This window comes from Mesorhizobium calcicola, assembly GCF_042682105.1.
Lineage (GTDB): Bacteria > Pseudomonadota > Alphaproteobacteria > Rhizobiales > Rhizobiaceae > Mesorhizobium > Mesorhizobium calcicola.
Map to the genome: position 1 here is coordinate 1 of NZ_JBHUGY010000025.1, position 24,035 is coordinate 24,035.

General features: G+C 63.5%; 24 protein-coding genes and 1 pseudogene. 18 read left to right on the plus strand and 7 right to left on the minus strand.

What is annotated here, in order from left to right:
* Positions 1-151: 151 nt before the first annotated feature.
* The 8 genes and pseudogenes from ACFSQT_RS15600 to ACFSQT_RS15635 all read left to right on the plus strand — a co-directional run bounded on the left by ACFSQT_RS15600 (position 152) and on the right by ACFSQT_RS15635 (position 6,850).
* Positions 152-1,538, plus strand: a pseudogene (locus ACFSQT_RS15600) (M20/M25/M40 family metallo-hydrolase).
* 150 nt (positions 1,539-1,688) lie between these two features.
* Positions 1,689-2,309, plus strand: a complete 621-nt coding sequence (locus ACFSQT_RS15605) for a ribonuclease D (protein ID WP_379020049.1) — start codon at positions 1,689-1,691, stop codon at positions 2,307-2,309.
* A 79-nt stretch (positions 2,310-2,388) separates the two neighbouring features.
* Positions 2,389-2,589, plus strand: a complete 201-nt coding sequence (locus ACFSQT_RS15610) for a hypothetical protein (RefSeq protein WP_379020051.1) — start codon at positions 2,389-2,391, stop codon at positions 2,587-2,589.
* Positions 2,590-2,772: 183 nt separating this feature from the next.
* Positions 2,773-3,027, plus strand: a complete 255-nt coding sequence (locus ACFSQT_RS15615; RefSeq protein WP_379020053.1) for a GlsB/YeaQ/YmgE family stress response membrane protein — start codon at positions 2,773-2,775, stop codon at positions 3,025-3,027.
* Positions 3,028-3,052: 25 nt separating this feature from the next.
* A complete protein-coding gene (locus ACFSQT_RS15620; protein ID WP_379020055.1) occupies positions 3,053-3,199 on the plus strand; it encodes a hypothetical protein in 147 nt (48 codons plus the stop codon).
* A gap of 190 nt (positions 3,200-3,389) precedes the next feature.
* Entirely contained in the window at positions 3,390-5,657 is a 2,268-nt protein-coding gene (locus ACFSQT_RS15625) for a transglycosylase domain-containing protein (RefSeq protein WP_379020057.1), read from the plus strand.
* Between the two features lie 3 nt (positions 5,658-5,660).
* Entirely contained in the window at positions 5,661-5,999 is a 339-nt protein-coding gene (locus ACFSQT_RS15630) for a hypothetical protein (protein ID WP_379020059.1), read from the plus strand.
* A gap of 98 nt (positions 6,000-6,097) precedes the next feature.
* Positions 6,098-6,850, plus strand: coding sequence for an SDR family NAD(P)-dependent oxidoreductase (locus ACFSQT_RS15635; protein WP_379020061.1), 753 nt, complete (start codon positions 6,098-6,100; stop codon positions 6,848-6,850).
* 128 nt (positions 6,851-6,978) lie between these two features.
* On the opposite strand, the gene ACFSQT_RS15640 is transcribed toward ACFSQT_RS15635, so the two are convergent.
* The gene (locus tag ACFSQT_RS15640) at positions 6,979-7,899 is read right to left on the minus strand and encodes a zinc-binding dehydrogenase (protein WP_379020063.1); all 921 of its coding nucleotides are present in this window, start codon (positions 7,897-7,899) and stop codon (positions 6,979-6,981) included.
* Between the two features lie 157 nt (positions 7,900-8,056).
* On the opposite strand from ACFSQT_RS15640, the gene ACFSQT_RS15645 reads away from it, so the two are divergent.
* Complete coding sequence (locus ACFSQT_RS15645; RefSeq protein ID WP_379020065.1) at positions 8,057-8,866, plus strand: AraC family transcriptional regulator; 810 nt, start codon at positions 8,057-8,059, stop codon at positions 8,864-8,866.
* Here ACFSQT_RS15645 and ybaL read toward each other — a convergent pair whose 3' ends face one another.
* Both ybaL and ACFSQT_RS15655 read right to left on the minus strand, forming a co-directional pair.
* Positions 8,867-10,717, minus strand: a complete 1,851-nt coding sequence (gene ybaL / locus ACFSQT_RS15650) for a YbaL family putative K(+) efflux transporter (protein ID WP_379020067.1) — start codon at positions 10,715-10,717, stop codon at positions 8,867-8,869. It lies immediately after the preceding gene.
* Positions 10,718-10,909: 192 nt separating this feature from the next.
* Positions 10,910-11,359: a baeRF12 domain-containing protein gene (locus tag ACFSQT_RS15655; protein WP_379020179.1), complete on the minus strand. Its 450-nt coding sequence runs from the start codon at positions 11,357-11,359 to the stop codon at positions 10,910-10,912.
* A gap of 409 nt (positions 11,360-11,768) precedes the next feature.
* On the opposite strand from ACFSQT_RS15655, the gene cysG reads away from it, so the two are divergent.
* The 7 genes from cysG to ACFSQT_RS15690 all read left to right on the plus strand — a co-directional run bounded on the left by cysG (position 11,769) and on the right by ACFSQT_RS15690 (position 19,247).
* Positions 11,769-13,220, plus strand: a complete 1,452-nt coding sequence (cysG, locus tag ACFSQT_RS15660; protein WP_379020069.1) for a siroheme synthase CysG — start codon at positions 11,769-11,771, stop codon at positions 13,218-13,220.
* Complete coding sequence (locus ACFSQT_RS15665; RefSeq protein WP_379020071.1) at positions 13,217-13,522, plus strand: DUF2849 domain-containing protein; 306 nt, start codon at positions 13,217-13,219, stop codon at positions 13,520-13,522. Before cysG ends, ACFSQT_RS15665 begins: the two co-directional genes overlap by 4 nt.
* Positions 13,523-13,564: 42 nt before the next feature.
* Positions 13,565-15,235 (plus strand): nitrite/sulfite reductase, encoded by a 1,671-nt coding sequence (locus ACFSQT_RS15670; protein ID WP_379020073.1) that lies wholly within the window; start codon positions 13,565-13,567, stop codon positions 15,233-15,235.
* The gene (locus tag ACFSQT_RS15675) at positions 15,210-15,974 is read left to right on the plus strand and encodes a phosphoadenylyl-sulfate reductase (RefSeq protein ID WP_379020075.1); all 765 of its coding nucleotides are present in this window, start codon (positions 15,210-15,212) and stop codon (positions 15,972-15,974) included. The genes ACFSQT_RS15670 and ACFSQT_RS15675 overlap by 26 nt, the downstream gene beginning before the upstream one ends.
* A gap of 170 nt (positions 15,975-16,144) precedes the next feature.
* Positions 16,145-16,678, plus strand: coding sequence for a DUF934 domain-containing protein (locus tag ACFSQT_RS15680; protein ID WP_379020077.1), 534 nt, complete (start codon positions 16,145-16,147; stop codon positions 16,676-16,678).
* A 146-nt stretch (positions 16,679-16,824) separates the two neighbouring features.
* Positions 16,825-18,432, plus strand: coding sequence for a GMC family oxidoreductase (locus tag ACFSQT_RS15685; RefSeq protein WP_379020079.1), 1,608 nt, complete (start codon positions 16,825-16,827; stop codon positions 18,430-18,432).
* 194 nt (positions 18,433-18,626) lie between these two features.
* On the plus strand, positions 18,627-19,247 hold the full coding sequence (locus ACFSQT_RS15690; RefSeq protein WP_258596473.1) for a DJ-1/PfpI family protein: 621 nt from the start codon (positions 18,627-18,629) through the stop codon (positions 19,245-19,247).
* A gap of 164 nt (positions 19,248-19,411) precedes the next feature.
* On the opposite strand, the gene ACFSQT_RS15695 is transcribed toward ACFSQT_RS15690, so the two are convergent.
* From ACFSQT_RS15695 to ACFSQT_RS15705, 3 genes are all read right to left on the minus strand, one after another.
* Positions 19,412-20,434, minus strand: coding sequence for a fatty acid desaturase (locus tag ACFSQT_RS15695; RefSeq protein WP_379020081.1), 1,023 nt, complete (start codon positions 20,432-20,434; stop codon positions 19,412-19,414).
* Positions 20,435-20,643: 209 nt separating this feature from the next.
* Positions 20,644-21,024 (minus strand): hypothetical protein, encoded by a 381-nt coding sequence (locus tag ACFSQT_RS15700; RefSeq protein WP_379020083.1) that lies wholly within the window; start codon positions 21,022-21,024, stop codon positions 20,644-20,646.
* Positions 21,025-21,122: 98 nt separating this feature from the next.
* Positions 21,123-21,323: a hypothetical protein gene (locus tag ACFSQT_RS15705; RefSeq protein ID WP_379020085.1), complete on the minus strand. Its 201-nt coding sequence runs from the start codon at positions 21,321-21,323 to the stop codon at positions 21,123-21,125.
* A gap of 238 nt (positions 21,324-21,561) precedes the next feature.
* Between ACFSQT_RS15705 and grpE the strand changes: the two genes are divergently transcribed.
* Both grpE and ACFSQT_RS15715 read left to right on the plus strand, forming a co-directional pair.
* Positions 21,562-22,194: a nucleotide exchange factor GrpE gene (gene grpE / locus ACFSQT_RS15710; protein ID WP_379020087.1), complete on the plus strand. Its 633-nt coding sequence runs from the start codon at positions 21,562-21,564 to the stop codon at positions 22,192-22,194.
* Between the two features lie 117 nt (positions 22,195-22,311).
* Positions 22,312-22,944 carry a trimeric intracellular cation channel family protein gene (locus ACFSQT_RS15715; protein WP_379020089.1) on the plus strand — a complete coding sequence of 211 codons (633 nt, stop codon included), beginning with the start codon at positions 22,312-22,314 and terminating at the stop codon, positions 22,942-22,944.
* Between the two features lie 62 nt (positions 22,945-23,006).
* On the opposite strand, the gene olsB is transcribed toward ACFSQT_RS15715, so the two are convergent.
* Complete coding sequence (gene olsB, locus ACFSQT_RS15720) at positions 23,007-23,894, minus strand: l-ornithine N(alpha)-acyltransferase (protein WP_379020091.1); 888 nt, start codon at positions 23,892-23,894, stop codon at positions 23,007-23,009.
* Positions 23,895-24,035 lie beyond the last annotated feature (141 nt).

Consider the following 24,035-nt stretch of genomic DNA (forward strand, 5'->3'; position numbering starts at 1 on the left):
TCGAGTAGAAGGCCGCCGTGGTTCCCCCTCCACCACGGCGGTCTTTTTTTTACCCCGGACAGGCCTTCACAGCCGTGGTCCAATGATCACGGGCTTTTCGTTTTCCTGTCCTGCCTTTACGGTTCCGGCTCTGAATCGAAAGGCTTCGCAAATGTACGCAGTTTCCCCCGTCCTCGACCGTCTCGACAAGAATCTCGACCAGAGCCTCGAGCGCCTGTTCGGCCTGCTCAGGATCAAGTCGATCTCCACTGATCCGGCCTATGCCGCCGACTGCCGCAAGGCGGCGGAATGGCTGGTGGCGGAGCTCAAGCTGATAGGCTTCGAGGCCAGCGTTCGCGACACGCCCGGCCATCCGATGGTGGTTGCGCATCATGACGGGCCGGCCGGTTCGCCACATGTGCTGTTCTATGGCCACTACGACGTGCAGCCGGTCGATCCGATCGAATTGTGGGAAAGCGATCCGTTCGCGCCTGCCATCAAGGAGGTCGAACCTGACCACAAGGTGATCACCGGGCGTGGTTCGGCCGACGACAAGGGCCAGTTGATGACCTTCGTCGAGGCTTGCCGCGCCTGGAAGCAGGTGCATGGCAATCTGCCGTGCCGCATCACCATCCTGTTCGAGGGCGAGGAGGAATCCGGCTCACCGTCGCTGAAGCCGTTCCTCGAGGCCAATGCCGACGAACTCAAGGCCGATTTCGCCACTGGTCTGCGATACCGGCATGTGGGACCGCGACACGCCGTCGATCTGCGTCGGGCTGCGCGGACTGGTCGGTGAGGAGATCACGGTGAAGGCCGCCGATCGCGACCTGCATTCGGGCCTCTATGGCGGCGCCGCCGCCAACCCGATCCGCATCCTGGCCAGGGTCCTTGCCGATATCCACGACGAGGACGGCCACATCACCATCCCGGGTTTCTATGACGGCGTCGAGGAAACGCCGTCGCAGATCCTGAAATCATGGGAGACGCTTGGCGAGACAGCCGAGACGTTCCTCGGGCCTGTCGGCCTGTCGATCCCGTCGGGCGAGAAGGGCCGCTCGGTGCTGGAATTGACCTGGGCGCGGCCGACCGCCGAGTTCAACGGCATCATCGGCGGCTACACCGGCAAGGGCTTCAAGACGGTGATCGCGGCGGAAGCCTCGGCGAAGGTCTCGTTCCGCCTCGTCCACAAGCAGAACCCGGCCAAGATCCGCGCCGCCTTCCAGAAATTCGTCAAGGAGCGCATTCCGGCCGACTGCTCCGTCGAATTCCACCCGCATGGCGGCTCGCCGGCAATCCAGCTTTCCTACGACTCGCCGTTCCTGGCCAAGGCCAAGAATGCGCTGTCCGACGAATGGCCAAAGCCCGCAGTGACGACGGGCAGCGGCGGGTCGATCCCCGTCGTCGGCGACTTCCAGACCTATCTCGGCATGGAATCGCTGCTGGTCGGCTTTGGCCTCGACGACGACCGCATCCACTCGCCCAACGAGAAATACGAATTGAGCTCCTTCCACAAGGGCCAGCGCTCGTGGGCGCGGATTCTGGACGCGTTGACGCGCTGAGACGGCGGAAAATCACGGCAATCGAGTGAGAATCAACTTTCTGTTGATTTTTCAGCGGATCGCGGCGAGGACGGACCCCGACATTAAAGCTCTGCAGCGTCCCTTGTGTGTCAAGGGACGCTGAGACTGTAGGCGCGACCGGAGAAGACAATGGCCGACATCCGTTTCCACAAGAATGACCTGCCCGACCTTTCGCACTACAATGTCGGGGCGGTGGCCATCGACACCGAGACGCTGGGTCTCAACCCGCATCGCGACCGGCTGTGCGTGGTGCAGATTTCGCCTGGCGACGGCACGGCCGACGTCATCCAGATCGCGCCGGGCCAGAAGAAGGCGCCAAACCTCGTCAGCCTGCTGAGAAATCGCGGCGTGACCAAGCTGTTCCACTATGGGCGCTTCGACCTGGCCGTGCTTTACAATGCGTTCGGGGTGATGCCCGAGCCGGTGTTCTGCACCAAGATCGCCTCGCGGCTGACCCGCACCTACACCGACCGCCACGGGCTGAAGGACATCTGCTTCGAGCTTCTCGGCGTCGGCCTGTCCAAGGCGCAGCAATCGTCGGACTGGGCGGCCGAAACGCTGTCGCCCGAACAGCTCGAATATGCCGCTTCCGATGTGCTGTATTTGCACCGTCTGCGCGATGTGCTGGCCGGACGGCTGGCGCGAGACGGGCGGACCAAGGAGGCCGATGCCTGCTTCCGCTTCCTGCCGACGCGTGCCAAACTCGATCTGATGGGCTGGGGCGAAGAGGATATCTTCGCCCACAGCTGAGGTCCTCGCGGGGCCAGTTGGAACCAGATGCAGGCCGCCGCGTTCTATCGGCTCGGTTTGTCGGTTCAAAGGGGATGACATGGCGGACAGAGAGCCGATTTCGACCGCGCCGACCGACGGCTCCAAGGTCTCCGTCACCTGGAAGGACAGCGACGGGGTCATTAACGAATCCATCGCGCAATATCGCGACGACGGCTGGTGGGTCTACACCGACAGCCACACGCAAAAGAAGGTCGAGCCGACCAGCTGGCGGCCTGCCGCGAGCGACGATGACGACTAGCGGCGAACCGCTCTATCTCTTTGTTTTGACGCAATTCCCCAGGGAACACTTTTCCTGGAATTGCTCTCGTGAGCGCGCCGCTGGCGACGCCGGCTGCTTTCGAATAGCCTGAAGCCGTTGATATCGAGGCCGATTCGGAGTTTTCCGCTCCGCGCTCGCCCTCTTGCTCGGAGGAAAATCGTCATGGGTGTCGAAAGCCTGCTCGTCTTCATCATCATCGGTGCCATCGCCGGCTGGCTCGCCGGTCTCATCGTTTCGGGTTTTGGGTTCGGCCTGGTCGGCAACATCATTGTCGGCATCGTCGGTGCGTTCATCGCCGGCTGGCTGTTCCCGCGGATCGGCTTCTCCATCGGCGGCGGCGTTCTCGCTGCAATCATCCACGCCACGATCGGCGCCATCATCCTTTTGGTGCTGGTCAAGGTCCTGAAGCGAGCTTGATGCTCGATAACCGAAAGAGCGCGCCATGAAACAGAATACGCTCTATCTCGCCATTGGCGCGCTCTTCGTCGTGGTCATCGCGCTCGGTGTCTATGTCTATCGCGAGCAGACCAAACCGAAGGGCGTCGAACTCAAGATCGACGACAAGGGCATCTCGATCCAGCAGAATTGATGGCATCGGACCGGCGCTGACCGGCGCCGCTTTGTTGTGGCACGCAGGTGGCGCTGATGCCCGCTCGCGCCGATCCGCAAGCAATTGAATCCACATTGTTTCGATTTTTGCCGACTTAACCCGCCTTTAAACCGCCGCATCTACTCTTCAACCCGAACGCCATAGGCATCGGGGATATCAAGCACAGCGCATGGCGAACCGCAGAGACAGCCGCATCGAACCCAGTTTCGAGGGACCGCCGCCGGCGAAATCCTCGGCGGGCCTTTCGGTGAACGAGGAGGATCGCGTCGTGCCGAGCAACCGCAAAGCCTCCACGAAACGCAAGCCGGCCAAAGGTAAATCGTCGCGCGGCGGACGCGGCAGAGGCCGGCGCGGCCTGTTCGGCGTGTTCGGACGGATGTTCTACTGGTGCTTCGTGCTCGCCATCTGGGGCGGCATCGCGGTTGCCGGCATCGTCGTCTATTACGGCGCCAAGATGCCGGCGGCAACGACCTGGTCGATCCCCGACCGCGCCCCCAACATCAAGATCGTCTCGGCCGATGACCAACTGCTTGCCAATCGCGGCATGAGCGGCGGCGAGGCCGTCGGCCTGCACGAAATGTCGCCCTATATCCCCGAGGCCGTCATCGCCATCGAGGACCGCCGCTTCTACTCGCATTTCGGCATCGACCCGATCGGCCTGTCGCGCGCGATGGTGACCAATTTGCTCGGCGGGCATTTCTCGCAGGGCGGCTCGACGCTGACCCAGCAACTGGCCAAGAACCTGTTCCTGACGCCCGACCGTACGCTGGAGCGCAAGGTGCAGGAGGTGCTGCTGGCGCTGTGGCTGGAGCACAAGCACACCAAGGACCAGATCCTCGAAATGTACCTCAACCGGGTCTATTTCGGCTCCGGCGCCTATGGCGTCGAAGCGGCCTCGCGCCGCTATTTCGGCAAGAGCGCGCGCGACGTCACCCTGTCGGAGGCAGCACTGCTCGCCGGCCTGTTGAAGGCGCCGTCGCGGCTGTCGCCGGCGCGCGATCCGAAGGCCGCCGAGGAACGCTCGCAGCTTGTGCTTGCCGCCATGCGCGACGAGGGCAAGATCAGCGCCAAGGAACTGGCCTCGGCGATGAGCGCGCCGGCAACGCGCGCGCCGTCCTACTGGACCGGCTCGGAGAACTACGTCGCCGACACCATCATGGAAGAACTGCCCGACCTGATCGGCGACGTGCGCGGCGACATCGTCGTCGACAGCACCGTCGACCTGACGCTGCAGAAACTTGCCGAACAGTCGATCCGCAGGCTGATCGACGATAGCGGCAAGAAGCTCAACGTTACCCAGGGCGCCCTGGTGTCGATCGACGATTCCGGTGCGGTGCGTGCCATGGTCGGCGGCTACGACTATTCGACCAGCCAGTTCGATCGCGCCTCGGAAGCGCGTCGCCAGCCGGGCTCGGCGTTCAAGCCGTTCGTCTATATGGCCGCCCTTGAGGCCGGCCGCACGCCCGACAGCGTGCGCAACGATGCGCCGATCAAGATCGGCAACTGGACCCCCGACAATTACGGCGGCAAATATTTCGGCAAGGTGACGCTGGCCACCGCGCTGGCGAAATCGCTGAATTCGGTCGCTGCCCAGTTGACCATGGAGGTCGGGCCGAACGCGGTTGTCGAGGCGGCGCACCGCATGGGCATCCAGTCCGAGCTGCAGTCCAACACATCGATCGCGCTCGGCACCTCGGAAGTGACGCCGCTGGAGCTGACATCGGCCTATGTCCCCTTCGCCAATGGCGGCTACAAGCCGGACATCCATTTCATCCGCCGCGTGACGACCACCGACGGCAAGGTGCTCTACGACAGCGGTGGCGGCAGCGCGCCGCGTGTCGTCAAGCCTGAGATCGTCGGCATGATGAACTCGATGATGACAGGTACGGTCGAGACCGGCACGGCCAGGAAAGCGGCTTTCGCCTGGCCGTCGGCCGGTAAGACGGGCACCAGCCAGAATTCGCGCGACGCCTGGTTCGTCGGCTACACCGCCAATCTGACCACCGGCGTCTGGTTTGGCAATGACGATGGCAGCCCGATGAAGAAGGTCACCGGCGGCGCGCTGCCGGCGCAGGCCTGGCACGAGTTCATGGTTGCCGCACATGAGGGCGTGCCGGTGCGGCCGCTGCCCGGCACCTGGAAATCCACACCGGCCGACACCATCGTGCCCGACGAGATACCTTCGGCAAACAACGCGCCGCCGGTTCCGTCGGTGTCCGTTGGCCAGCAGGCGCCGACCGCGCAGGCAGCGGCGCCGGTTGCCCAGGCGCCGGTCCGGGCGGTCCGTCCCGCCCAGACCGTCGATGCCGATGGCCTTGCCATGCCGGAGGACGACGGCGCCACCGCTTCGATCAAGCATCCGGTGCCGCCCGGCAGCGTCGGCGGTCCGCTGAAGAAGCGGCAGACCTCGATCCTCGATATCCTTGGCGGAGGCTAGGCAATGGCCGGCAACCCGGTCGAGCCGGGTGATGCGAAAGGATACAAGCGTCTAAGCGTGTGGCAATGGCTCTCGCTGCTGGGAATGACCGTTTGTATCGTGATCCTTAGGCATCTGCCGTACCTCTATTTCCCCAATCCTAGATACCTGGATCATGAAAGAATTGGGGCGATTATCGGTTCAGTTCTCATGGGGCTTTTGCTGCCCTATGGAGTGGCCTCGATCTTCGGGCGTGTGGACGGACGATCGCGTGGCACTTTCTTGCGGGTCCTTTGGTTCTTGGCGGGTCTGGTTTTTCTTCTGAATCTCGGCCTGCTTGCCCAATGTCAGACATGCTATTGAATGGCCGGTGCGGACGGCGAAGTGGCCGCTTGTGATCTCATGGCGGCCCCTCGCCATCGTAACCATATTCGGCTAGATCACGCGCCGGAGACCGTTACATGGCTGAACTCGACACCAGAAAAACCATCGTGCTGACCGGCGCCAGCCGGGGCATCGGCCACGCCACGGTCAAGCGTTTTTCGCGCGAGGGCTGGCGCGTCATCACCTGCTCGCGCCAGGCCTTTGCCGAGGATTGCCCGTGGCCGGCCGGACCGGAAGACCACATCAAGGTCGATCTCGCCGACCAGGAAGATGTCGGCATCGCCGTCTCGGAAATCCGCCACCGGCTGGAGGCACATGGCGGCCAGCTGCATGCGCTGGTCAACAATGCCGGCATCTCGCCGAAGCTCAAGGACGGCAACAGTCGGATGGACTCGATCGGGACGCCGATGCATGTCTGGCGCGACGTCTTCCAGGTCAATTTCTTCGCGCCGATCATGCTGGCGCGCGGGCTGTTCAAGGAATTGGCGGCGGCCAAGGGCTCGATCGTCAACGTCACCTCGATCGCCGGCACCCGCGTGCATCCCTTTGCCGGCACGGCCTATGCGACATCGAAGGCGGCACTCGGTTCGCTGACGCGCGAGATGGCGCATGATTTCGGCCCGCACGGCATTCGCGTCAACGCCATCGCGCCGGGCGAGATCGACACCGCGATCCTGTCGCCTGGTACGGACAAGATCGTCGAGACCATTCCGCTGCGACGCCTCGGCACCACGGCGGAGGTCGCCGACATCATCTTCTTCCTGTGCTCGCAGCAGGCGTCCTACGTGACCGGCTCGGAAATCCACATCAATGGCGGCCAGCACGTGTGAGCTGGTCGACTTCAGGCTAGGACGGTTCACCGTTTCACAGAAACGGCGAACCGCTCTATCTCATTGTTTTGACGCAATTCCGGACGGAAAACTGTTTCACACTTTTCCTGGAATTGCTCTAGGACTGCTCACCCGGCTATGGTGAGAACTGCCTTGCCGTCGATGCTGCGCTGTCGCAGTGCGTCCAGGGCTTGGGCGATGTCTGTCCACTGCACGATCAAGGCCACGCGGGTTTCCAGCCGGCCGGCCGCGACCAAAGCGAGCAGCGAAGCGATGTCCGCGCCAATGCCTGAGCCGGAAGTGTAGTAGGCGAAAGTCTGAAGCCTCGCCCCCTCGTGACCCGGAACGAACTGGCGGAATCCAATGGGGGTGAGTTCGCCGCTGCTCGAGCCGAACATGACAATGGTGCCGCCAGGTGCGACGCGTTCGATCGCGTGTGCGAGGCTTTCGCCGCCGACTGACTCGGTGATCAGCGAATACGGCCCCTCAGCCAGTTCGATCGCTTCGACAACCCGCTCGGCTCCGAGGCCGCGGAGATCTTCGGCATGCTTCGCGGCGGCGACCGCGGTCACCGACGCGCCCTGCTGGTGGGCGATCTGGATCTGAAAACGACCGACCGCACCGCTTGCGCCGGTGATCAGGACCCGCTGGCCGGCCAGGTTGCCGCCATGGCGCAGCGTCCGCAGCGCCGTCGTGCCCGCCACGGGGAGCGTGGCCGCGGAGACGAAGCTGACGTCATCCGGCAGGACGGCAAGACGATCGGTTGACACGGCGACACGTTCAGCCCAGCCGGCCTCGTCGACCAAAGCCACAACCCGGGAGCCCACGGCTGGCCCGGAGCCATCGCCAGCTGCCCGTTCGACAACCCCAACGATGTCCTGGCCGGGTATCCAGCCGTTCGGACGTATAGCGAGCAGGCGCAGTTCACCGCGGTTCAACGAGGTTGCGTGGACCGAGACAAGCGCCTCGTTCGCGAAGGGCTGAGGCTCCTCGAACTCGGCGAGCCTCAGCCCGGTGGCGCTGTCGGGAGACGTAACTAGGGCGAGCATGGTTCATACCTCATCGCTGTGTTGTGGACGCATAGCCTTCAGGCGGTCGCTAAAGCTCCGCACCCTCCGACGTGCTCATTCACAAGCGTGAACCTATCGACTTTCCCTTTTGAATAATTTAGATATCAATGCAATTGATCGCTAAAAACCGTCAATCATGAGACAGCCTCTCCGCTACCCCTGGCTCGATTTCGATGTGGATGAGCTTTCCGAGCCGGCGATTGCCGTGCGCGTTGACGTCACCGAGACCAGGGCTGAGGTCCCCTCCCATTGGCACCGCAAAGGCCAACTTGTCTTCGCGCTCGGTGGCGGCGTCACCTGCCGCGTCCCCAGCGGCCTATGGATGGTGCCGCCGCATTGCGGCGTGTGGATTCCCGGCGGTATGGAGCACAGCAATATCGCCACCGCCAATGCCCGGATTTTCTTTGTGTACATCGAGCCGGGCGCGGCCGAACTGCCGGATCGGTGCTGCACGCTGTCGATCTCGCCGCTGCTGCGCGAACTGATCGTCGAGCTGGCCGATCACGGGCAGGACGACGATTCACGCAAGGCTGTGCTGGCCAAGGTTCTGCTCAGCGAGCTGCCACGCATGCCAGTCCAGCAACTGCATATGCCGATATCGTCGGAGCCGCGCTTGAGGCGGATCGTCGATGCCTTGGCTGAAAATCCTGCCGACCGCAGCAATCTGGCAGAATGGGCTCGACGTGTCGCTCTCAGCGAGAGCAGCCTGGCACGCCTGGTGGTGAGAGAGACAGGCCTGAGCTTCGGACGCTGGCGCCAGCAATTGCATTTGATCGTCGCGATACGGGAACTGGCCTCGGGCGCGAGCGTGCAGCAGGTTTCGACAGATCTCGGCTATGAGTCCGTCACAGCCTTCATCACCATGTTCAAGAAGGCGCTCGGCAAGCCGCCCGCACAGTATCTCAGCAGCGTTGCGCAAAATGGCGGGTCCGCCTTCGTTGCGTGATCAATTCGATTGAGGACAGGTTGTCGAGTTCGACAGGCCAATGCTGCCGCCGGTCACCGGCCCATCCTTGGCATGCTGAAGCTCAGGCTGCGGCTGCGGCTTGTGCCCCAGCACCTCTTCGACGATCCCTCGCGCAATCTCGCGCTCGCCCATGATCACCGTGTCGGCGCCGAGCCCCTTGAGATGCTCGACCTCGGCGTCGGAATGGGCGCGGGCGATGACGTTGATGCCGGGATTGGCGGCCCGCGCCCGCAGCACGATCTGTCCGGCCTCGAAGGCGTTGGGAATGGCCAGGATCAGCCGCCTCGCGCCTTCAGGATTGGCGGCGGCGAACACTTCGGCGTTGGCCGCGTTGCCGGACACAGTCTCGATGCCGTCGGCCTTCAGCCTGGCCAGTGTCTTATCTGCATCCTCGATGACGAGGAAGGGCAAGGCTGCCTGTTTCAGCGCGGCGCCGACGAGGCTGCCGACACGGCCATAGCCGATCAGTATGGCGTGGTCGACGAGGATTGTCCTGGATGGCGGCCCGTCTTCCGTGTTGGTCGTCGCAACCGAGGCCACCTGGCCCGGTTCCGTCGCCGGACCGACCGGCTTTGCTTCGTCTGGCGGCGCCGTCCTGGCGGCACGCCGCTCCAGCCATGGCTTGATCCAGTCGACGGCCAGGAACATCAACGGGTTGAGGACGATCGACAGGATCGCGCCGGCCAGGATCAGGTCGCGGCCCTGTTCGGGCAATAGGTTCAGTCCGACGCCGAGCTCGGCCAGGATGAAGGAAAATTCGCCGATCTGGGCCAGGCTTGCCGAAATCATCAGCGCCGTGGCCAGGGGATAGCCGAAGGCAGCGACGATGACGAACGCCGCCAACGATTTGCCGATGACGATGATGGCGAGCGTCGCCAGGATCGGCCAGCCATTGCTGAGCAGGCTGAACGGATCGAACAGCATGCCGACGGAGACGAAGAACAGCACGGAAAAGGCATCGCGCAGCGGCAGCGATTCCTCGGCGGCGCGATGGCTGAGCTCGGACTCGCTCATGATCATGCCGGCGAAGAAGGCGCCCAGCGCCAGCGAGACACCGAACAGCTTGGCCGCGCCGAAGGCGACGCCGAGCGCGATGGCCAGCACTGCCAGCCGGAACAGTTCGCGCGAGCCGGTGTGGGCGACATAGTGCAGGATCCAGGGAATGACCCGGCGGCCGACCACCAGCATGACGACGACAAAGGCGGCGACCTTGGCCAGCGTGAGGCCGACGACGCCCCAGATGCCGTAGCTGGCCGGCAGCGACAGCAAGCCGCTCACGTGGGCGTCCGCCTGCTCCTGGCCGCCGAGCACGCCGGCAAGCGCCGGCAGCAGCACCAGCGCCAGCACCATGGCCAGGTCCTCGACGATCAGCCAGCCGACCGCGATGCGGCCGCGTTCGGTCTCGATTATTCGCAGCTCCTGCAGGGCGCGCAGCAGCACCACGGTCGAGGCGACCGACAGCGCGAGGCCGAAGACCAGCCCCGCGCCCATCGACCAGCCGAGCATCCAGGACAGTCCGGCGCCGAGTGCGGTGGCAAAGCCGATCTGGACGATGGCGCCGGGCACGGCGATGGCGCGCACCGACAGCAGGTCCTTCAGCGAGAAGTGCAGGCCGACGCCGAACATCAAGAGGATGACGCCGATTTCGGCCAGTTCGTTGGCGAGGCCGGCATCGGCGACGAAGCCGGGCGTGTTCGGGCCGACCAGCACGCCGGCTACGAGATAGCCGACCAGCGGCGGAATGCGGAAGCGGTTGGCGAGAGCCCCGAAGACGAAAGCCAGCCCCAGACCGGCGACGATGGTGGCGATAAGGGGCGTGTCATGCGGCATTGTCTATGGAGCGCCTTTCAAACCAGCGATGTCGGATATGCGCCGCCCGAAGCCGCCGCCTGCCTGCAATATGGTGGATGGGGTGTCGGCGATGCAACCCGCAAGGGCGCGAAATCGATGGTGAAGTCGCAAATACTCGACCGGCGGCCGAGGAAGCCGCCGGTCGGTTTTGAGGTCGGCGACGGCCAACGATCAGGCTGCCTGCAGCAACGCCTCGATCTCGAATATGGCGTGGTTGGTAAGTGTCTTGGGGATTTCGGCGGTCACTTTGTCCTCGACTTCCTTGTGCAGCTTCTTGCGCATGGTCCCGAGAACCATCGGCGGTGCGACGAGCACGATCTCTTTGAACTCGCCGCTATGCGCGAGCTTGTAGAGCCGGGCGGCGATCTCATCGGCGAAACGCTCCTTGCCGATCCGATGCCAGTCCGTGTCCTCGACAGCGCTGCGGTGCACGGAGGGACCATCATTGTATCGGCCCGGGCTGTCACTGCCTTGCTCGCGGGTGGGCGGGTTGTCCTGCTCCATTTCCTGCACGACCTTGAGGTCAGGATATTTGTTATCGCCGGCATTCCGCAGGAAAAGCGCCTTCTCGCCGTCAGCCACCATGATCCAGATGCCGTGCTTCAGGTTGATTGTGCTCATGATGACAGGCTCCTTTTTGGGCCGCTCCGGCATCTTGCGAAACGCCGCGGCCGGGTTTTGATTTGACGCAGTGGGCTTTTTAGGGAACGCGTCCCGAACCGGTAATGTTCCAGCCACGACGTTCGACATTTGGAGTGTCCAATGCCTGCGGCCTTAATCTACTAAATTGGTAGAATTTAGAAAAAACTGTTTTGCGGCATTTCGCATTCGGCGCTAAAAGAGGTGGAAATCAAGGCCTGCGACAGCGGCTTGAATCCGCTCCGTCTGCCAACGGGGAATATTTTTCTCTTGGCCGGGAAGCTTTAAGAAAAGCGATTGCATCCCGACAAGCGATGCGCGAGTGCGTTCCTTCTGGTTTTTCGCGCCCGCGCGTAGAACTGCAGGCCCGTTCAGGATTCCGCTCGCGTCCATGTCGCACACAACTCCAAAGCTCAACGCCTTCCCCGTCTTCGTACGGGTCGAGGGGCAAGCCGTGGCCATCGTCGGCGGCGGCGAACAGGCGCTGGCCAAGGCGCGGCTGATCGGACAGTCGAGCGCGGTCCTGCGCATCATTGCGGAACACGCCGAGCCCGACCTGTCGGCCTTCATCGCTCAGACCGGCGCGAACCATGTGGCCGCCGCTTACGACGCGTCGCAGCTCGAAGGCGCGGTCATGGCGTTTGCCGCCAGCGGCGACGGGGAACTCGATCGCCGCGTGGCCACGGATGCGCGCCGACTGGGTATCCCGGTCAATGCCGTCGACCGGCCCGAACTCTGCGATTTCTTCACCCCGGCGCTGGTCAACCGCGCGCCGGTCGCCATCGCCATCGGCACGGAAGGGGCAGGCCCCGTGCTTGCCCAGATGCTGCGCGGCCGCATCGACCAGATGCTGTCGCCGTCGCTTGGATCGCTGGCAACGCTTGCAGCGTCATTGCGTGGCGCCGCCGAGAAGCTGCTGCCGAAGGGCGGTGCCCGCCGGCGCTTCTGGAGCGACTTTTTCGGTGGTGGGCCGGCCCATGCCGTGGAAGCTGGCCAGCTTTCGCAGGCGCATGACGCCGCTGTCGATCTATTGCTGTCGAACACGCCGGTTTCGGGCCATATCGCGCTGGTGGGCGCCGGCCCTGGCGCCGAGGATCTTTTGACCTTGCGCGCACACCGCCTGCTGATGGAGGCCGATGTCATCGTCCATGACGCGCTGGTGCCGGAGGCGGTCGTTGCCATGGGCCGCCGCGATGCCGAGCGCCTGCCGGTCGGCAAGCGCAAGGGCTGCCACACCAAGAGCCAGGCCGAGATCAATGCGCTGCTGGTCGAACTCGGCCGCGAAGGCAAGCGCGTCGTGCGGCTGAAGTCGGGCGATCCGCTGGTGTTCGGCCGGGCCGGTGAGGAGATGGCGGCATTGCGCGATGCCGGCATCTCCTATGAGGTTGTTCCCGGCGTCACCGCTGCCTTCGCCGCCGCCGCCGATTTCGAATTGCCACTGACCTTGCGTGGTGTTTCCTCGTCGATGGTGTTCACGACCGGCCACGACCTCAAGGGCAATTCGCTGCCCGACTGGGCCAAGCTTGCCATTTCGGGCGCCACGGTCGCCGTCTATATGGGCCGCTCGGTGGCGGCCGAGGTTGCCGGCCGGCTGATCGAAGCCGGCCTGTCGCCGGACACGGCGGTCGCCGTGGTCGAAAATGCCAGCCTTGCCAACCGCCGCCGCTTCCATGGCACGCTCGCTGACCTGCCGTCGCTGGAAGCGCGCGCCGATCTTTCCGGCCCGGTCATGACCATCATCGGCGATGCGGTTGCCGGCGCCAACTTTGAACGGTCCGAGCCGCTCACGGCACACAGGCATGAAGGCGCGGCGCTAGCTGCCACTGAGGGAGTTCAGCAATGAAGATACTGACCGCCAACCGCCTGACCGACGGCATCGCCGTCTGGTATGCCGATGGCGGCTGGGCCGAGACGGTGGACCACGCCGACCTCGCCCATGACAAGGCGGCCGAGGATCGCCTGGAGGCGATCGGCGCCAAGGCCTACGCCGACAACGAAGTGGTCGACGTCAATTTGATCGATGCCGATGTCGTCAACGGCGTCGTCGAGCCGGTGCGGTTGCGCGAGAAGATCCGCGCCGCCGGCCCGACCATCCGCAACGATCTCGGCAAGCAGGCTGCCAAGCAGGCGACTTGGGCAGCTTAACAAGACACCAGGCATGGGCGGACGCACCCTGAAAGACGAAGCATGTACCGTTACGATGAGTTCGACCACGATTTTGTCCAGGCCCGCATCGCCGAGTTCAGCGACCAGGTCCAGCGCCGGCTTGCCGGCGAGATCACCGAGGACCAGTTCCGGCCGCTGAGGTTGATGAACGGCGTCTATCTTCAGCTGCACGCCTACATGCTGCGCATCGCGGTGCCCTATGGCACGCTGAACGGCAAGCAGTTGCGCATGCTCGGCCACATCGCCCGCAAATACGACAAGGGCTATGGCCATTTCACCACGCGCCAGAACATCCAGTTCAACTGGCCGGCACTGTCGGACATTCCGGCAATCCTGGCGGATCTGGCAAGCGTCGAGATGCACGCCATCCAGACCAGCGGCAATTGCATCCGCAACGTCACCGCCGACCATTTCGCCGGTGCCGCCGCCGACGAGGTCGCCGATCCGCGCCCCTATGCGGAAATCCTGCGCCAATGGTCGTCGGTGCATCCGGAATTCTCGTTCCTGCCGCGCAAGTTCAAGATCGCGGTGACAGGTGCCGAGCGCGACCGCGCCGCCATCCAGACGCACGACATCGGCCTGCATCTGAAGAAGAACGCCGCCGGCGAGCTCGGCTTCGCCGTCTACATCGGCGGCGGCCAGGGCCGCACGCCGATGGTGGCCCGGAAGATCCGTGACTTCCTGCCGGAAGCCGACCTTCTGTCCTACTGCACGGCGATCCTGCGCGTTTACAACCTCTATGGCCGGCGCGACAACAAGTACAAGGCGCGCATCAAGATCCTCGTCCATGAGACCGGTGTCGAGGAAATCACCCGCCAGGTCGAGGCCGAGTGGCAGGAGCTCAGGGATGCCGGCCTGAAGCTGCCGGACGCCGACATCCGCGCCATCGAGGCCTATTTCGCGCCGCCGGCGCTGACCGAGCGGCCGGACGGCGACGCGGCTGTAAAGCTGGCGCGGCTCGATTCGAAGAGCTTTTCCGATTGGCTCGACCAGAACGTGGTGACCCACCGCCATCCCGACTATGCGGCCGTGACCATTTCGTTGAAAGGCATCGGCGAAGTGCCGGGCGACGCTTCGGACAGCCAGATGGAAGCGGTCGCCGACATCGCCGAGAAATACGCCTTCGACGAGCTGCGTGTCAGCCATGAGCAGAACCTGATCCTGCCGCATGTGGCGCGCGCCGACCTCAAGGCGGTCTACGATGCGCTGGTCGACATCGGGCTGGCGACGGCGAATTCCAACTTGATATCCGACATCATCGCTTGCCCGGGCCTCGACTATTGCGCGCTGGCGACGGCGCGCTCGATCCCGATCGCGCAGGAAATCTCGCGCCGCTTCGCCTCGCTGGAGCGGCAGCGCGAGATCGGCGAACTGAAGCTGAAGATCTCCGGCTGCATCAATGCCTGCGGCCACCATCATGTCGGCCATATCGGTATCCTCGGCGTCGAGAAGAAGGGCTCCGAGCTCTATCAGGTGACGCTGGGCGGTTCGGCCGACGAGAACACGTCGGTCGGCGAGATCATCGGCCGCGGCTTCAGCTCGGAAGAGATCACCGACGCCATCGAGCAGATCGTCGAGACCTATCTCGGCCTTCGGCTCAACCCACAAGAGAAATTCATCGACGCCTACCGCCGTGTCGGTCCCGCGCCGTTCAAGGAGGCGCTCTATGCTGGCGAAGCCAAGGCCGCTTGACCGTATCGTCGACGTCGATGACGGCATCGCCGCGAAAGCGGCGGGGCTCGATGCGCTTTATGGGCACCTGACCCCGCTCGAGATCATCGAACGCTCGGCCGGCGAACTGTTCCACGACGAGATAGCCGCTGTGTCGTCTTTCGGCGCGGATTCGGCTGTGCTGCTGCACATGATCTCCAAGATCGACCGGACGCTGCCGGTCATCTTCCTCGACACCGGCAAGCATTTCGAGGAGACGCTCGGCTATCGCGACGCGCTTGTCGCCGATTTCGGGCTGACCAACATCCGCGTGATCAAACCGGAAGAAGCAGCACTCGAACGGATCGACCCGACGGGCAGTCTGCACCAGAGCAATACGGACGCCTGCTGCGACGTGCGCAAGGTCGAGCCGCTGGCGCGTGGCGTTGCGCCCTTCCGCGCCTGGTTCACCGGCCGCAAACGCTTCCAGGCCTCGACACGGGCGGCACTGCCGGTGTTCGAAGCGGTCGGCCCGCGCATCCGCATCAATCCACTGGCGCACTGGACGACATCGGACCAGGCGGACTACATGCGCGCGCATGCGCTGCGCGAAAATCCGCTGGTCGCCTACGGCTATCTGTCGATCGGCTGCTTTCCATGCACGCAGCCGGTGCAGCCGGGTGAGGATGCGCGCAGCGGCCGCTGGGCCGGTCATGCCAAGACCGAGTGCGGCATTCACCTGTCGGGGCTGGAGAAGTCGCTGACCGACGCATCGCTATAGGATATGCTGATATTCAGGTGAGGCTGGCCTGCGAACGGCAGCTTCCTGCGCTTCCGGCGCTCACGTACTTCAAGTACGCTCCGCTCCGGTTCTCGGAAGCCACCATTTTCGGCTCGGCCTGACCTGAATCTCAACATACCAGGGATTCTTTTGGGCTTTAGGAATTTTTGATGACCGAACCGACGACACCGGAGACCCGCCTTTGGACCCGGACGGGTTTTCGCGAGGATGAGTGGGCTCATGCCGAAAGCGCCGATGCGCTGTCCGGCAATGGCCGCTTCATCCTGCCGCTGCAGGCGTTCCTCGTTCTCGACCCGGAGGTGCGCCGGTCCGCCAGGGAACGGCTCGGCGTCGTGCTGCAGCCCGGCGATCAGCTCGAGAAGATAGCCGACCTGCTCGAGCAGCTGTCGCTGGTGGCGCTGGTCTTCCCGGCCTTCAATGACGGCCGCTCCTTCTCCAAGGGCGAACTGCTGCGCAGCCGCTATCATTTCGAGGGCGCGGTGCGTGCCACCGGCCAGGTGCTGGTCGATCAGTTGCCGCATATGCTGCGGCTGGGTTTCGACGAGTTCGAGATCTCCAACCCGGTGCTGTTGAAGCGCCTGGAAGAGGGCCGCACCGGCGGGTTGGGGCTCTACTACCAGCCAGCCGCCGTGCCGGAGCCGAAGGGGCCGAAGTACTCCTGGCGGCGCGTGCGCACCAGCTGACGCTGCGGTAATTCCGAGCGCCTTTACATCAGCGGTGATCAGGCCTTCTCTTGTCGTCCGGACGGAAACATCCGCCGGCATTCAAGAGTCTTGGAGCGTCCTTTGCGCGTCCTTTGGACGCGCGGGGCTCCAATGGGGAGGAGATCATGGTTTTCGATTATGTCATTGCCGGTGGCGGGTCCGCCGGCTGCACGCTTGCCGCGCGGCTCTCCGAGGATCCGTCGAAAACGGTCTGCCTGATCGAAGCCGGCGGCGAGGGCAGGGATCTGCTCATCCGCGCGCCGGCCGGCGTCATCGCGCTGTTGCCGGGCCGGCCGAAGATCAACAACTGGGCCTTCGAAACGGTGCCGCAGCAAGGGCTTGGCGGCCGCAAGGGATACCAGCCGCGCGGCAAGGCGCTGGGTGGTTCGAGCGCCATCAATGCCATGCTCTACACACGCGGGCACCGCGGCGACTATGACGAATGGGCCGATCTCGGCTGCGACGGCTGGTCATGGGACGAGGTGCTGCCTTATTTCCGGCGTGCGGAAGGCAATCAGCGCGGCGGTGATGCCCTGCATGGCGGTGATGGGCCGTTGCGGGTCGCCGAGCAGCAGGAGCCGCGTGCGCTCTCCAAGGCCTTTGTCGAGGCCTGTGGCGAAAACCAGATCCGGCGCAACGATGATTTCAACGGGGTCGAACAGGAAGGCGCCGGACTTTATCAGGTCACGCAATTCTGGGGCGAACGCCGCAATGGCGAGCGCTGTTCGGCGGCCGCGGCCTATCTGCATCCGGCGATGAGCCGGCCAAACCTTACCGTCATCACCGCGGCGCATGCCACGGGCATCGTCCTTGAAGGCAAGCGAGCCACCGGCGTGCGCTACCGCGCGGGCAAGGGCGAAGCCGTAGCGAAAGCCAGGCGCGAGGTCATCGTCTGCAGTGGTGCCTTCGGCTCGCCGCAGCTCTTGTTGCTGTCCGGAATCGGCCCCGCTGTCGAGCTTTCAGCGCACGGAATTCCGATCGTCCATGAACTGCCCGGCGTCGGCAAGAACCTGCAGGATCATCTCGATTTCATCATGGGCTGGACATCGAAGGATGCCGACATGATGGGCATCGGCCTGCGCGGTCTGCCTGGCCTGCTGCGGCACCTGCGGCGCTGGCGCAAGGATGGCGGCGGTATGATCGCCACGCCCTACGCGGAAGGCGGCGCCTTCCTCAAATCCGACCCGGCGATAGAGCGGCCCGACCTGCAACTGCACTTCTGCATCGCCATCGTCGATGATCATGGCCGCAAGCTGCATATGGGTTATGGCTTTTCCTGCCATGTCTGCGTGCTGCGGCCGCATTCGCGCGGCGAGGTCGGGCTGTCGGCGCCGGACCCGCTGGCGCCACCGCGCATCGATCCGCGTTTTCTGTCCGACGAACGCGACGCCGCGCTGTTGCTCAAGGGGGTCAGAATGATGCGCGGCATATTGGAGGCGCCGGCGCTCGCCAAATACCGCGCCAAGGAAATCTACACCGCCGGCGTTTCGAGCGATGCAGTGCTGATGAACCATATCCGCGCCCGCGCCGATACGATCTATCACCCGGCGGGCACCTGCAAGATGGGTGTCGATGATCTGGCGGTGGTCGATCCGCAACTCAAGGTGCGTGGGATTGAAGCCTTGCGTGTCGTCGACGCCTCGGTGATGCCGACGCTGGTCGGCGGCAACACCAATGCGCCGACCATCATGATCGCCGAAAAGGCGGCGGACATGATCAAGGCGGCTGCCTGATCGGGAGTTCTGGTCGAACCAGTATTGCCGTTTTCGTCTGTTGTGGAACGCCCTGCGGCGGCGTCAGTCGCGATCGACATGATCTGGTCTTACCAATCGTGCGATTTGCGCTTTTTCTTTTATCGTCCTGCCCTTAGGATAGGCTTATTATTTCACGATCCGAAATAAATATGACCACAAGGGAGGAACAGGGAATGGCTGGCAAGAAGATACTGATGCTCGTTGGCGAATTCAGCGAGGAATACGAGATTTTCGTCTTTGAGCAGGCCATGCATGCCGTCGGCCACACCGTGCATGTCGTCTGCCCCGACAAAAAGGCCGGCGATATCCTGAAGACATCGCTGCACGACTTCGAAGGCCACCAGACCTATACGGAGAAGCCTGGCCACGACTACATCCTCAACAAGACCTTCGCCGAGGTGAAGCCGGACGACTATGATGCCGTCTATGCGGCCGGCGGGCGCGGGCCGGAATACATCCGCATCGACAAGCGGGTGCAGGCGCTGGTGCGGCATTTCCACGAGGCCGGCAAGCCGATCTTCACCATCTGCCACGGCGTACAGATCCTGATCGCCGTCGACGGCGTGGTGCGGGGCCGGGAAGTCGCAGCACTTCACTATTGCGAGCCTGAGGTGACGCTGGCCGGCGGCATCTACATCGACGTCGCCCCGACCGGCGCCCATGTCGACGGCAATCTCGTTTCAGCCAAGGGCTGGCCGGGCCTGTCCAATTTCATCCGCGAATGCCTGAAGGTGCTGGGCACCGAAATCCGCCATGGCGAGATCCTGATGCGCGACGAGCGCCAGGCGGCCTGATCCGGAGCAATTCCAGGAAAAGTGCGAGCGGTTTTCCGTCCGGAATTTGCGACCAGACAAAGAGAGCAATTCCAGGAAAGTGCGAACGGCTTTCCGTCCGGAATTGCGTCAAGAAACAGATCCAGGAATTGCCAATGCCGCCGCGCCCTACGGTGCCGCGGTTCTTATGCCGCTGCCAGCGCCTCGCGAAACGACACCAGTTTCCTGCGGTTTTCGTCCCACAACGCCAGTTTGACGCAGCGCAAGCTGTCGAGCAGCGTGACGCGACCGATGCCGCGCAGTTCGGGATAATCGCGCAGCACTTCCTGCAACCGGTAGCACGGAACCTTGGCGGAGAGGTGGTGGACGTGGTGGACGCCGATGTTGCCGGTGAACCAGTTCAGCACCGGCGGCAGGTCGTAGTAGGACGATCCGTGCAAGGCGGCATGCTGGAACTCCCAGTCGGCATCCTTTGCCCATTCCGTCTCCTCGAACTGGTGCTGGACGTAGAACAGCCAGATGCCGGCCGAACCGGCAAGGATGACGATTGGCAGATGGACGACTAGGAACGCGCCGGGGCCGACGAACCAGATGAGGACGGCTGCCGCGACCGCGATGCCCAGATTAGTGGTCATCGACGACACCCAGGGCGTCAGGCCGCCGCGCATCATGCCAATGGGCAGCCTTTGCTCGAAGATGAACAGCCAGATCGGCCCGAGCCCGAACATCACCAGCGGGTGGCGATAGAGACGATAGGCAAGGCGGCCGCGCCATGACAATTGCCGGTATTCGGCAACGGTCAGCGTCCTGATGTCGCCCATGCCGCGTTCGTCAAGATTGCCGGCGCTGGCATGATGCGTCGCGTGGGCGCGCCGCCAGCAGTCGTAGGGCGTCAGCGTCAGGATGCCGAGCGCGCGGCCGATCCAGTCGTCGGCGTAACGATTGGCGAAGAAGGAGCCGTGGCCGCAATCGTGCTGGATCATGAAGATGCGCACCAGAAACCCGGCGGCGGGAAGGATCAGGATCAGCCCCCACCAATGACCATAGGAATAGGCAGCCGAAGATAGCCCCCAGAGCATTGCGAACGGAATGAGGGTGATGGCGAGTTCGACGGCGCTGCGGCGCCTGTCAGGCTTCTTGTAGCGCGCCAGAATCTTCAGCCAGGCGCGCTTGCTGTTGGCGGCCGCTTCGGGGGAAATCATGTTCATCAGGAAGCATAGGCGGGGCGTCTCGCCACCGCAAGACGAGGATCACGCGAAATTACTGTGCGTAATTGTCGCGTGGCCCTGCGGTCGAGCCAGCCAATCGGAGCTCGGCAGCTTGATGGTTCACGGTGGGCTTTGAAGTCCAGTCGTTGAGAGGCCCGATGCTCTGTATCGTCTGAGTATCGGGTTTTCCGCTTTTGGGGGGACGATCTCTACTCGCGGTCGAGGATGGGACAGCCGCGCTCGGTTCCAAAAGTCACGCGCACGCGGTCGCCATCCTGTCTGCCGCGGACCGTGATCTCCCGGCGGCCGACGGACTCTATCCGTGCCCGACGGATGCCCATTCGCTCCGCCTTGTCGAGGGCTCGGTCCTCCGTGCAGCCGCGTGATTGACGGCGGTCGCGCCGGTAGTAGCGTTGGGTGTCTTCGCAATCGTTGTAGTCGGGATCGCAATCTTCCAGGAGCTTCAGCCGCGGGCCGTGTTTGCCCAATTCCAGCTGCAGACTCTCTGCCTGTGCCGGAAAGGCCATCAATGTAACGGCGCCGAGGCCGACCAGCGCCGACAGCAATGAGGTGATCGAAACCCTGCGCATTACGTCCTCCATGGAAACCACAACGCATCCATCATTAGATGGTTCGGTTCTCTCAGGCCATTGCCGATAGAGGTTTGTTGCCAAGATTGGTCGTTGCGTTACTGCCGGCGCCAGCCGACGTTACCGTCCTCCGCCCCGTCGAGGCGGTCGAGCAACTCCCTCAAGCGGTCGGGAATGTCGGCCTCGGTGCGGAAGGCCGGCAAGGTGCGCAGAAAGCGCGTTACCGCCTCGGCGCGGAACTGGCGCCTGACCTCGGCTGCCAGCCTTTCGCCCTTTTCGGCTTTGTTGCGGGTCATCATCTCAAATCCTGTGTTGGCTTCGAAACTCCTCCAGCAAGGGAATGGTTCCCGCATCACGCGTTTGTGGCAAGCAAAGCCGGCGATTAGGGTAAAATTTGAATTAAAATCGAAAGACCTTGCCGTTTGTCGTTCTGCCCTGGCCGCGAGCCTCCACTGTCGCTTACCCCTTGATTTTTGGCCGCCAAACCTCGATATCGGGCTCAAAATCCATACCATTCGAGATTGACGGGAAACGGCGATGAGCGACCAGGCAAAAGACGAACGCGCGCCCGATGAAGTCGAGGCGACCGAGGCCAATGTCGAGCGCACGGAAGGCAGCATCGATGGCGACTATGAAGCGCTTGTGCGGCTGCTGAAGGAAAATGAAGAACTGAAGGACCGCGCGCTGCGCGTCGCGGCCGAAATGGAAAACCTGCGCCGCCGCACCGCGCGCGACGTGCACGACGCACGCACTTACGCGGTGGCGAATTTCGCGCGCGACATGCTGTCGGTGTCGGACAATCTGCGCCGGGCACTCGACGCCATCCCGGCCGAGGCCAAGGCATCGGGCGATGCCGGCTTCAAGGCGCTGATCGAAGGCGTCGACCTCACCGAGCGCGCCATGCTGTCGGCGCTGGAACGGCATGGGGTCAAGAAACTCGCGCCGGAAGGCGAGAAGTTCGATCCCAATTTCCACCAGGCGATGTTCGAAGTGCCCAATCCGGATGTCCCGGCCAACACCGTGGTCCAGGTTGTGCAGCCGGGCTATTCGATCGGCGAGCGGGTGCTGCGCCCGGCCATGGTCGGCGTCGCCAAGGGCGGCCCGAAGGTTGCCGCCGAAGCGCCAGTCGAGCCTGGGCCTGTCAATGAGCAGGCCGAGAAGGACGCTTAGATAGGGAATAGGGGAATAGGGGAATAGGGGGTCGTATCGGCGGCGCAGCTTCGTGCTAACATACTGGCATACTCCCATACTCCCATACTCCCCTACTGCCTTATTCCCCTTGGTCCCATGAATCCCATCGCGCTTCTCGACTATGCCGGCGTCGCCGTCTTTGCCGCGACCGGGGCGCTTGCTGCTTCACGCAAGCAGCTCGACATCATCGGTTTCCTGTTCCTGGCCAGCGTCACCGGCATCGGTGGCGGTACGTTTCGCGACCTGATCCTCAACGTGCCGGTGTTCTGGGTGGGAAACCGCGACTACGTGCTGATCTGCGCGGTGGTGGCGGTTGTGGTGTTCTTCACCGCGCACCGTGTCGAATCCCGCTACAAGCTGCTGCTTTGGCTCGACGCCATCGGCCTTGCCGCGTTTTCCGTGATGGGCGCGGCCAAGGGACTTGCCATCACCGGCTCGCCGGCGGTGTCGGTGATCACCGGCATGCTGACCGCCACATTCGGCGGCATCCTGCGTGACCTTCTGGCGGGGGAGCCTTCGGTGCTGCTGAAGCCGGAAATCTATGTCACGGCCGCGCTCGTCGGCGCTGCCGTCTTTACTGCAGGCGATGTCGCCGGCTTGCCACAGATTGTTTCAGGATTGGGCGGCTTCATCGCGGCGTTAGCCGTGCGCGGCGGCGCGCTTCGTTTCGGCTGGGCGTTTCCGTCCTACAAGAGCCGGCCCGGCCGGCGGCCGGAAGATATTCCGTGAAGATGAAAGCGCGTAGCGAATAGGGAAGGCGGCCGATATTGCTTCTATTCGCTATTCGCTATTCACGCCGCGAAACGCTGGGCTTCCCCGCCATAATAATTGACGTAGCGGGCGCCGATTTCCTTGACCGGCATCACGACGAACACGTCGACCGTCGAGAATTCGCGGTCGATGACGCAGCCGTCGCCGATGCGGGCGCCGACGCGCAGATAGCCCTTGACCAGCGGCGGCATCGCCGCGATCGCCGCCTTGGCGTTGACCGCCTCAATCGGCATCAAATCCATCGAACAGTAACGCCCGGACACCGCGCGCACGTCCCAGGCCGAATTCGTCCGGCAGTGGTGGGCGAGATAGGTGAGCGCCTCGGCATGCGCGGCCGGCACGGTGCCGTGGAAGGAAGCGCAGCCGGTCATCACACCGATTTCGTAGTGGTTGATATAAGCCCAGATACCTTGCCACAGCGCCTCGATGGTGCGCTTCGAGCGGTATTCGGGCAAAACGCAGGAACGGCCGAGCTCGAGAAAACGCTGGCCGGGGTGACGGGCGATGAGCTTGGTCAGCTCGAATTCGCCTTCGGAATAGAACCCTCCGGCCGCGGCTGCGATTTCTTGCCGCAACAGGCGATAGGTGCCGACGATACGGCGATGTTCGGGGCCGGAAAGTGAAGTATCGAAGACAAGCAGATGGTCGCAGAGCGGGTCGAACCGGTCGGCGTCGCGGCGATCCTGCGCCTGGAACAGATCCTTCCTGGCGCCAAGTTCATCGTAGAACACCCGGTAGCGGACTTCCTGCGCGGCCGCGATCTCGGCCTCGTTGCGGGCGAGCCGCACTTCGAGATTACCGATTCGGCCGAGTGCTGCGCCCTTTGTGACGGAATCGACGCTACGTCCGGCAAGCAAGGCGCTGCTGGCGTTCGGCCGAGTGTCACATTCCGGCATAACTGTATGCACGAGTGATTCTCCTTCGAGCCATCCCTCTTGGCACGGGGATACGGTGTAGGTGCAACAGGATTGTGACAGTACCGTGATACGACGTCGCGGGCAATACTTCGTCGGCTGGTGAATACGGTCAACCGGCTGCGTTATGTGAGG

Coding starts and splice junctions, on each gene's coding strand:
- ACFSQT_RS15605 (WP_379020049.1), top strand. CDS start 1,689: ATGGCCGACATCCGTTTCCACAAGAATGACCTGCCCGACCTTTCGCAC.
- ACFSQT_RS15610 (WP_379020051.1), top strand. CDS start 2,389: ATGGCGGACAGAGAGCCGATTTCGACCGCGCCGACCGACGGCTCCAAG.
- ACFSQT_RS15615 (WP_379020053.1), top strand. CDS start 2,773: ATGGGTGTCGAAAGCCTGCTCGTCTTCATCATCATCGGTGCCATCGCC.
- ACFSQT_RS15620 (WP_379020055.1), top strand. CDS start 3,053: ATGAAACAGAATACGCTCTATCTCGCCATTGGCGCGCTCTTCGTCGTG.
- ACFSQT_RS15625 (WP_379020057.1), top strand. CDS start 3,390: ATGGCGAACCGCAGAGACAGCCGCATCGAACCCAGTTTCGAGGGACCG.
- ACFSQT_RS15630 (WP_379020059.1), top strand. CDS start 5,661: ATGGCCGGCAACCCGGTCGAGCCGGGTGATGCGAAAGGATACAAGCGT.
- ACFSQT_RS15635 (WP_379020061.1), top strand. CDS start 6,098: ATGGCTGAACTCGACACCAGAAAAACCATCGTGCTGACCGGCGCCAGC.
- ACFSQT_RS15640 (WP_379020063.1), bottom strand. CDS start 7,899: ATGCTCGCCCTAGTTACGTCTCCCGACAGCGCCACCGGGCTGAGGCTC.
- ACFSQT_RS15645 (WP_379020065.1), top strand. CDS start 8,057: ATGAGACAGCCTCTCCGCTACCCCTGGCTCGATTTCGATGTGGATGAG.
- ybaL (WP_379020067.1), bottom strand. CDS start 10,717: ATGCCGCATGACACGCCCCTTATCGCCACCATCGTCGCCGGTCTGGGG.
- ACFSQT_RS15655 (WP_379020179.1), bottom strand. CDS start 11,359: ATGAGCACAATCAACCTGAAGCACGGCATCTGGATCATGGTGGCTGAC.
- cysG (WP_379020069.1), top strand. CDS start 11,769: ATGTCGCACACAACTCCAAAGCTCAACGCCTTCCCCGTCTTCGTACGG.
- ACFSQT_RS15665 (WP_379020071.1), top strand. CDS start 13,217: ATGAAGATACTGACCGCCAACCGCCTGACCGACGGCATCGCCGTCTGG.
- ACFSQT_RS15670 (WP_379020073.1), top strand. CDS start 13,565: ATGTACCGTTACGATGAGTTCGACCACGATTTTGTCCAGGCCCGCATC.
- ACFSQT_RS15675 (WP_379020075.1), top strand. CDS start 15,210: ATGCTGGCGAAGCCAAGGCCGCTTGACCGTATCGTCGACGTCGATGAC.
- ACFSQT_RS15680 (WP_379020077.1), top strand. CDS start 16,145: ATGACCGAACCGACGACACCGGAGACCCGCCTTTGGACCCGGACGGGT.
- ACFSQT_RS15685 (WP_379020079.1), top strand. CDS start 16,825: ATGGTTTTCGATTATGTCATTGCCGGTGGCGGGTCCGCCGGCTGCACG.
- ACFSQT_RS15690 (WP_258596473.1), top strand. CDS start 18,627: ATGGCTGGCAAGAAGATACTGATGCTCGTTGGCGAATTCAGCGAGGAA.
- ACFSQT_RS15695 (WP_379020081.1), bottom strand. CDS start 20,434: ATGAACATGATTTCCCCCGAAGCGGCCGCCAACAGCAAGCGCGCCTGG.
- ACFSQT_RS15700 (WP_379020083.1), bottom strand. CDS start 21,024: ATGCGCAGGGTTTCGATCACCTCATTGCTGTCGGCGCTGGTCGGCCTC.
- ACFSQT_RS15705 (WP_379020085.1), bottom strand. CDS start 21,323: ATGATGACCCGCAACAAAGCCGAAAAGGGCGAAAGGCTGGCAGCCGAG.
- grpE (WP_379020087.1), top strand. CDS start 21,562: ATGAGCGACCAGGCAAAAGACGAACGCGCGCCCGATGAAGTCGAGGCG.
- ACFSQT_RS15715 (WP_379020089.1), top strand. CDS start 22,312: ATGAATCCCATCGCGCTTCTCGACTATGCCGGCGTCGCCGTCTTTGCC.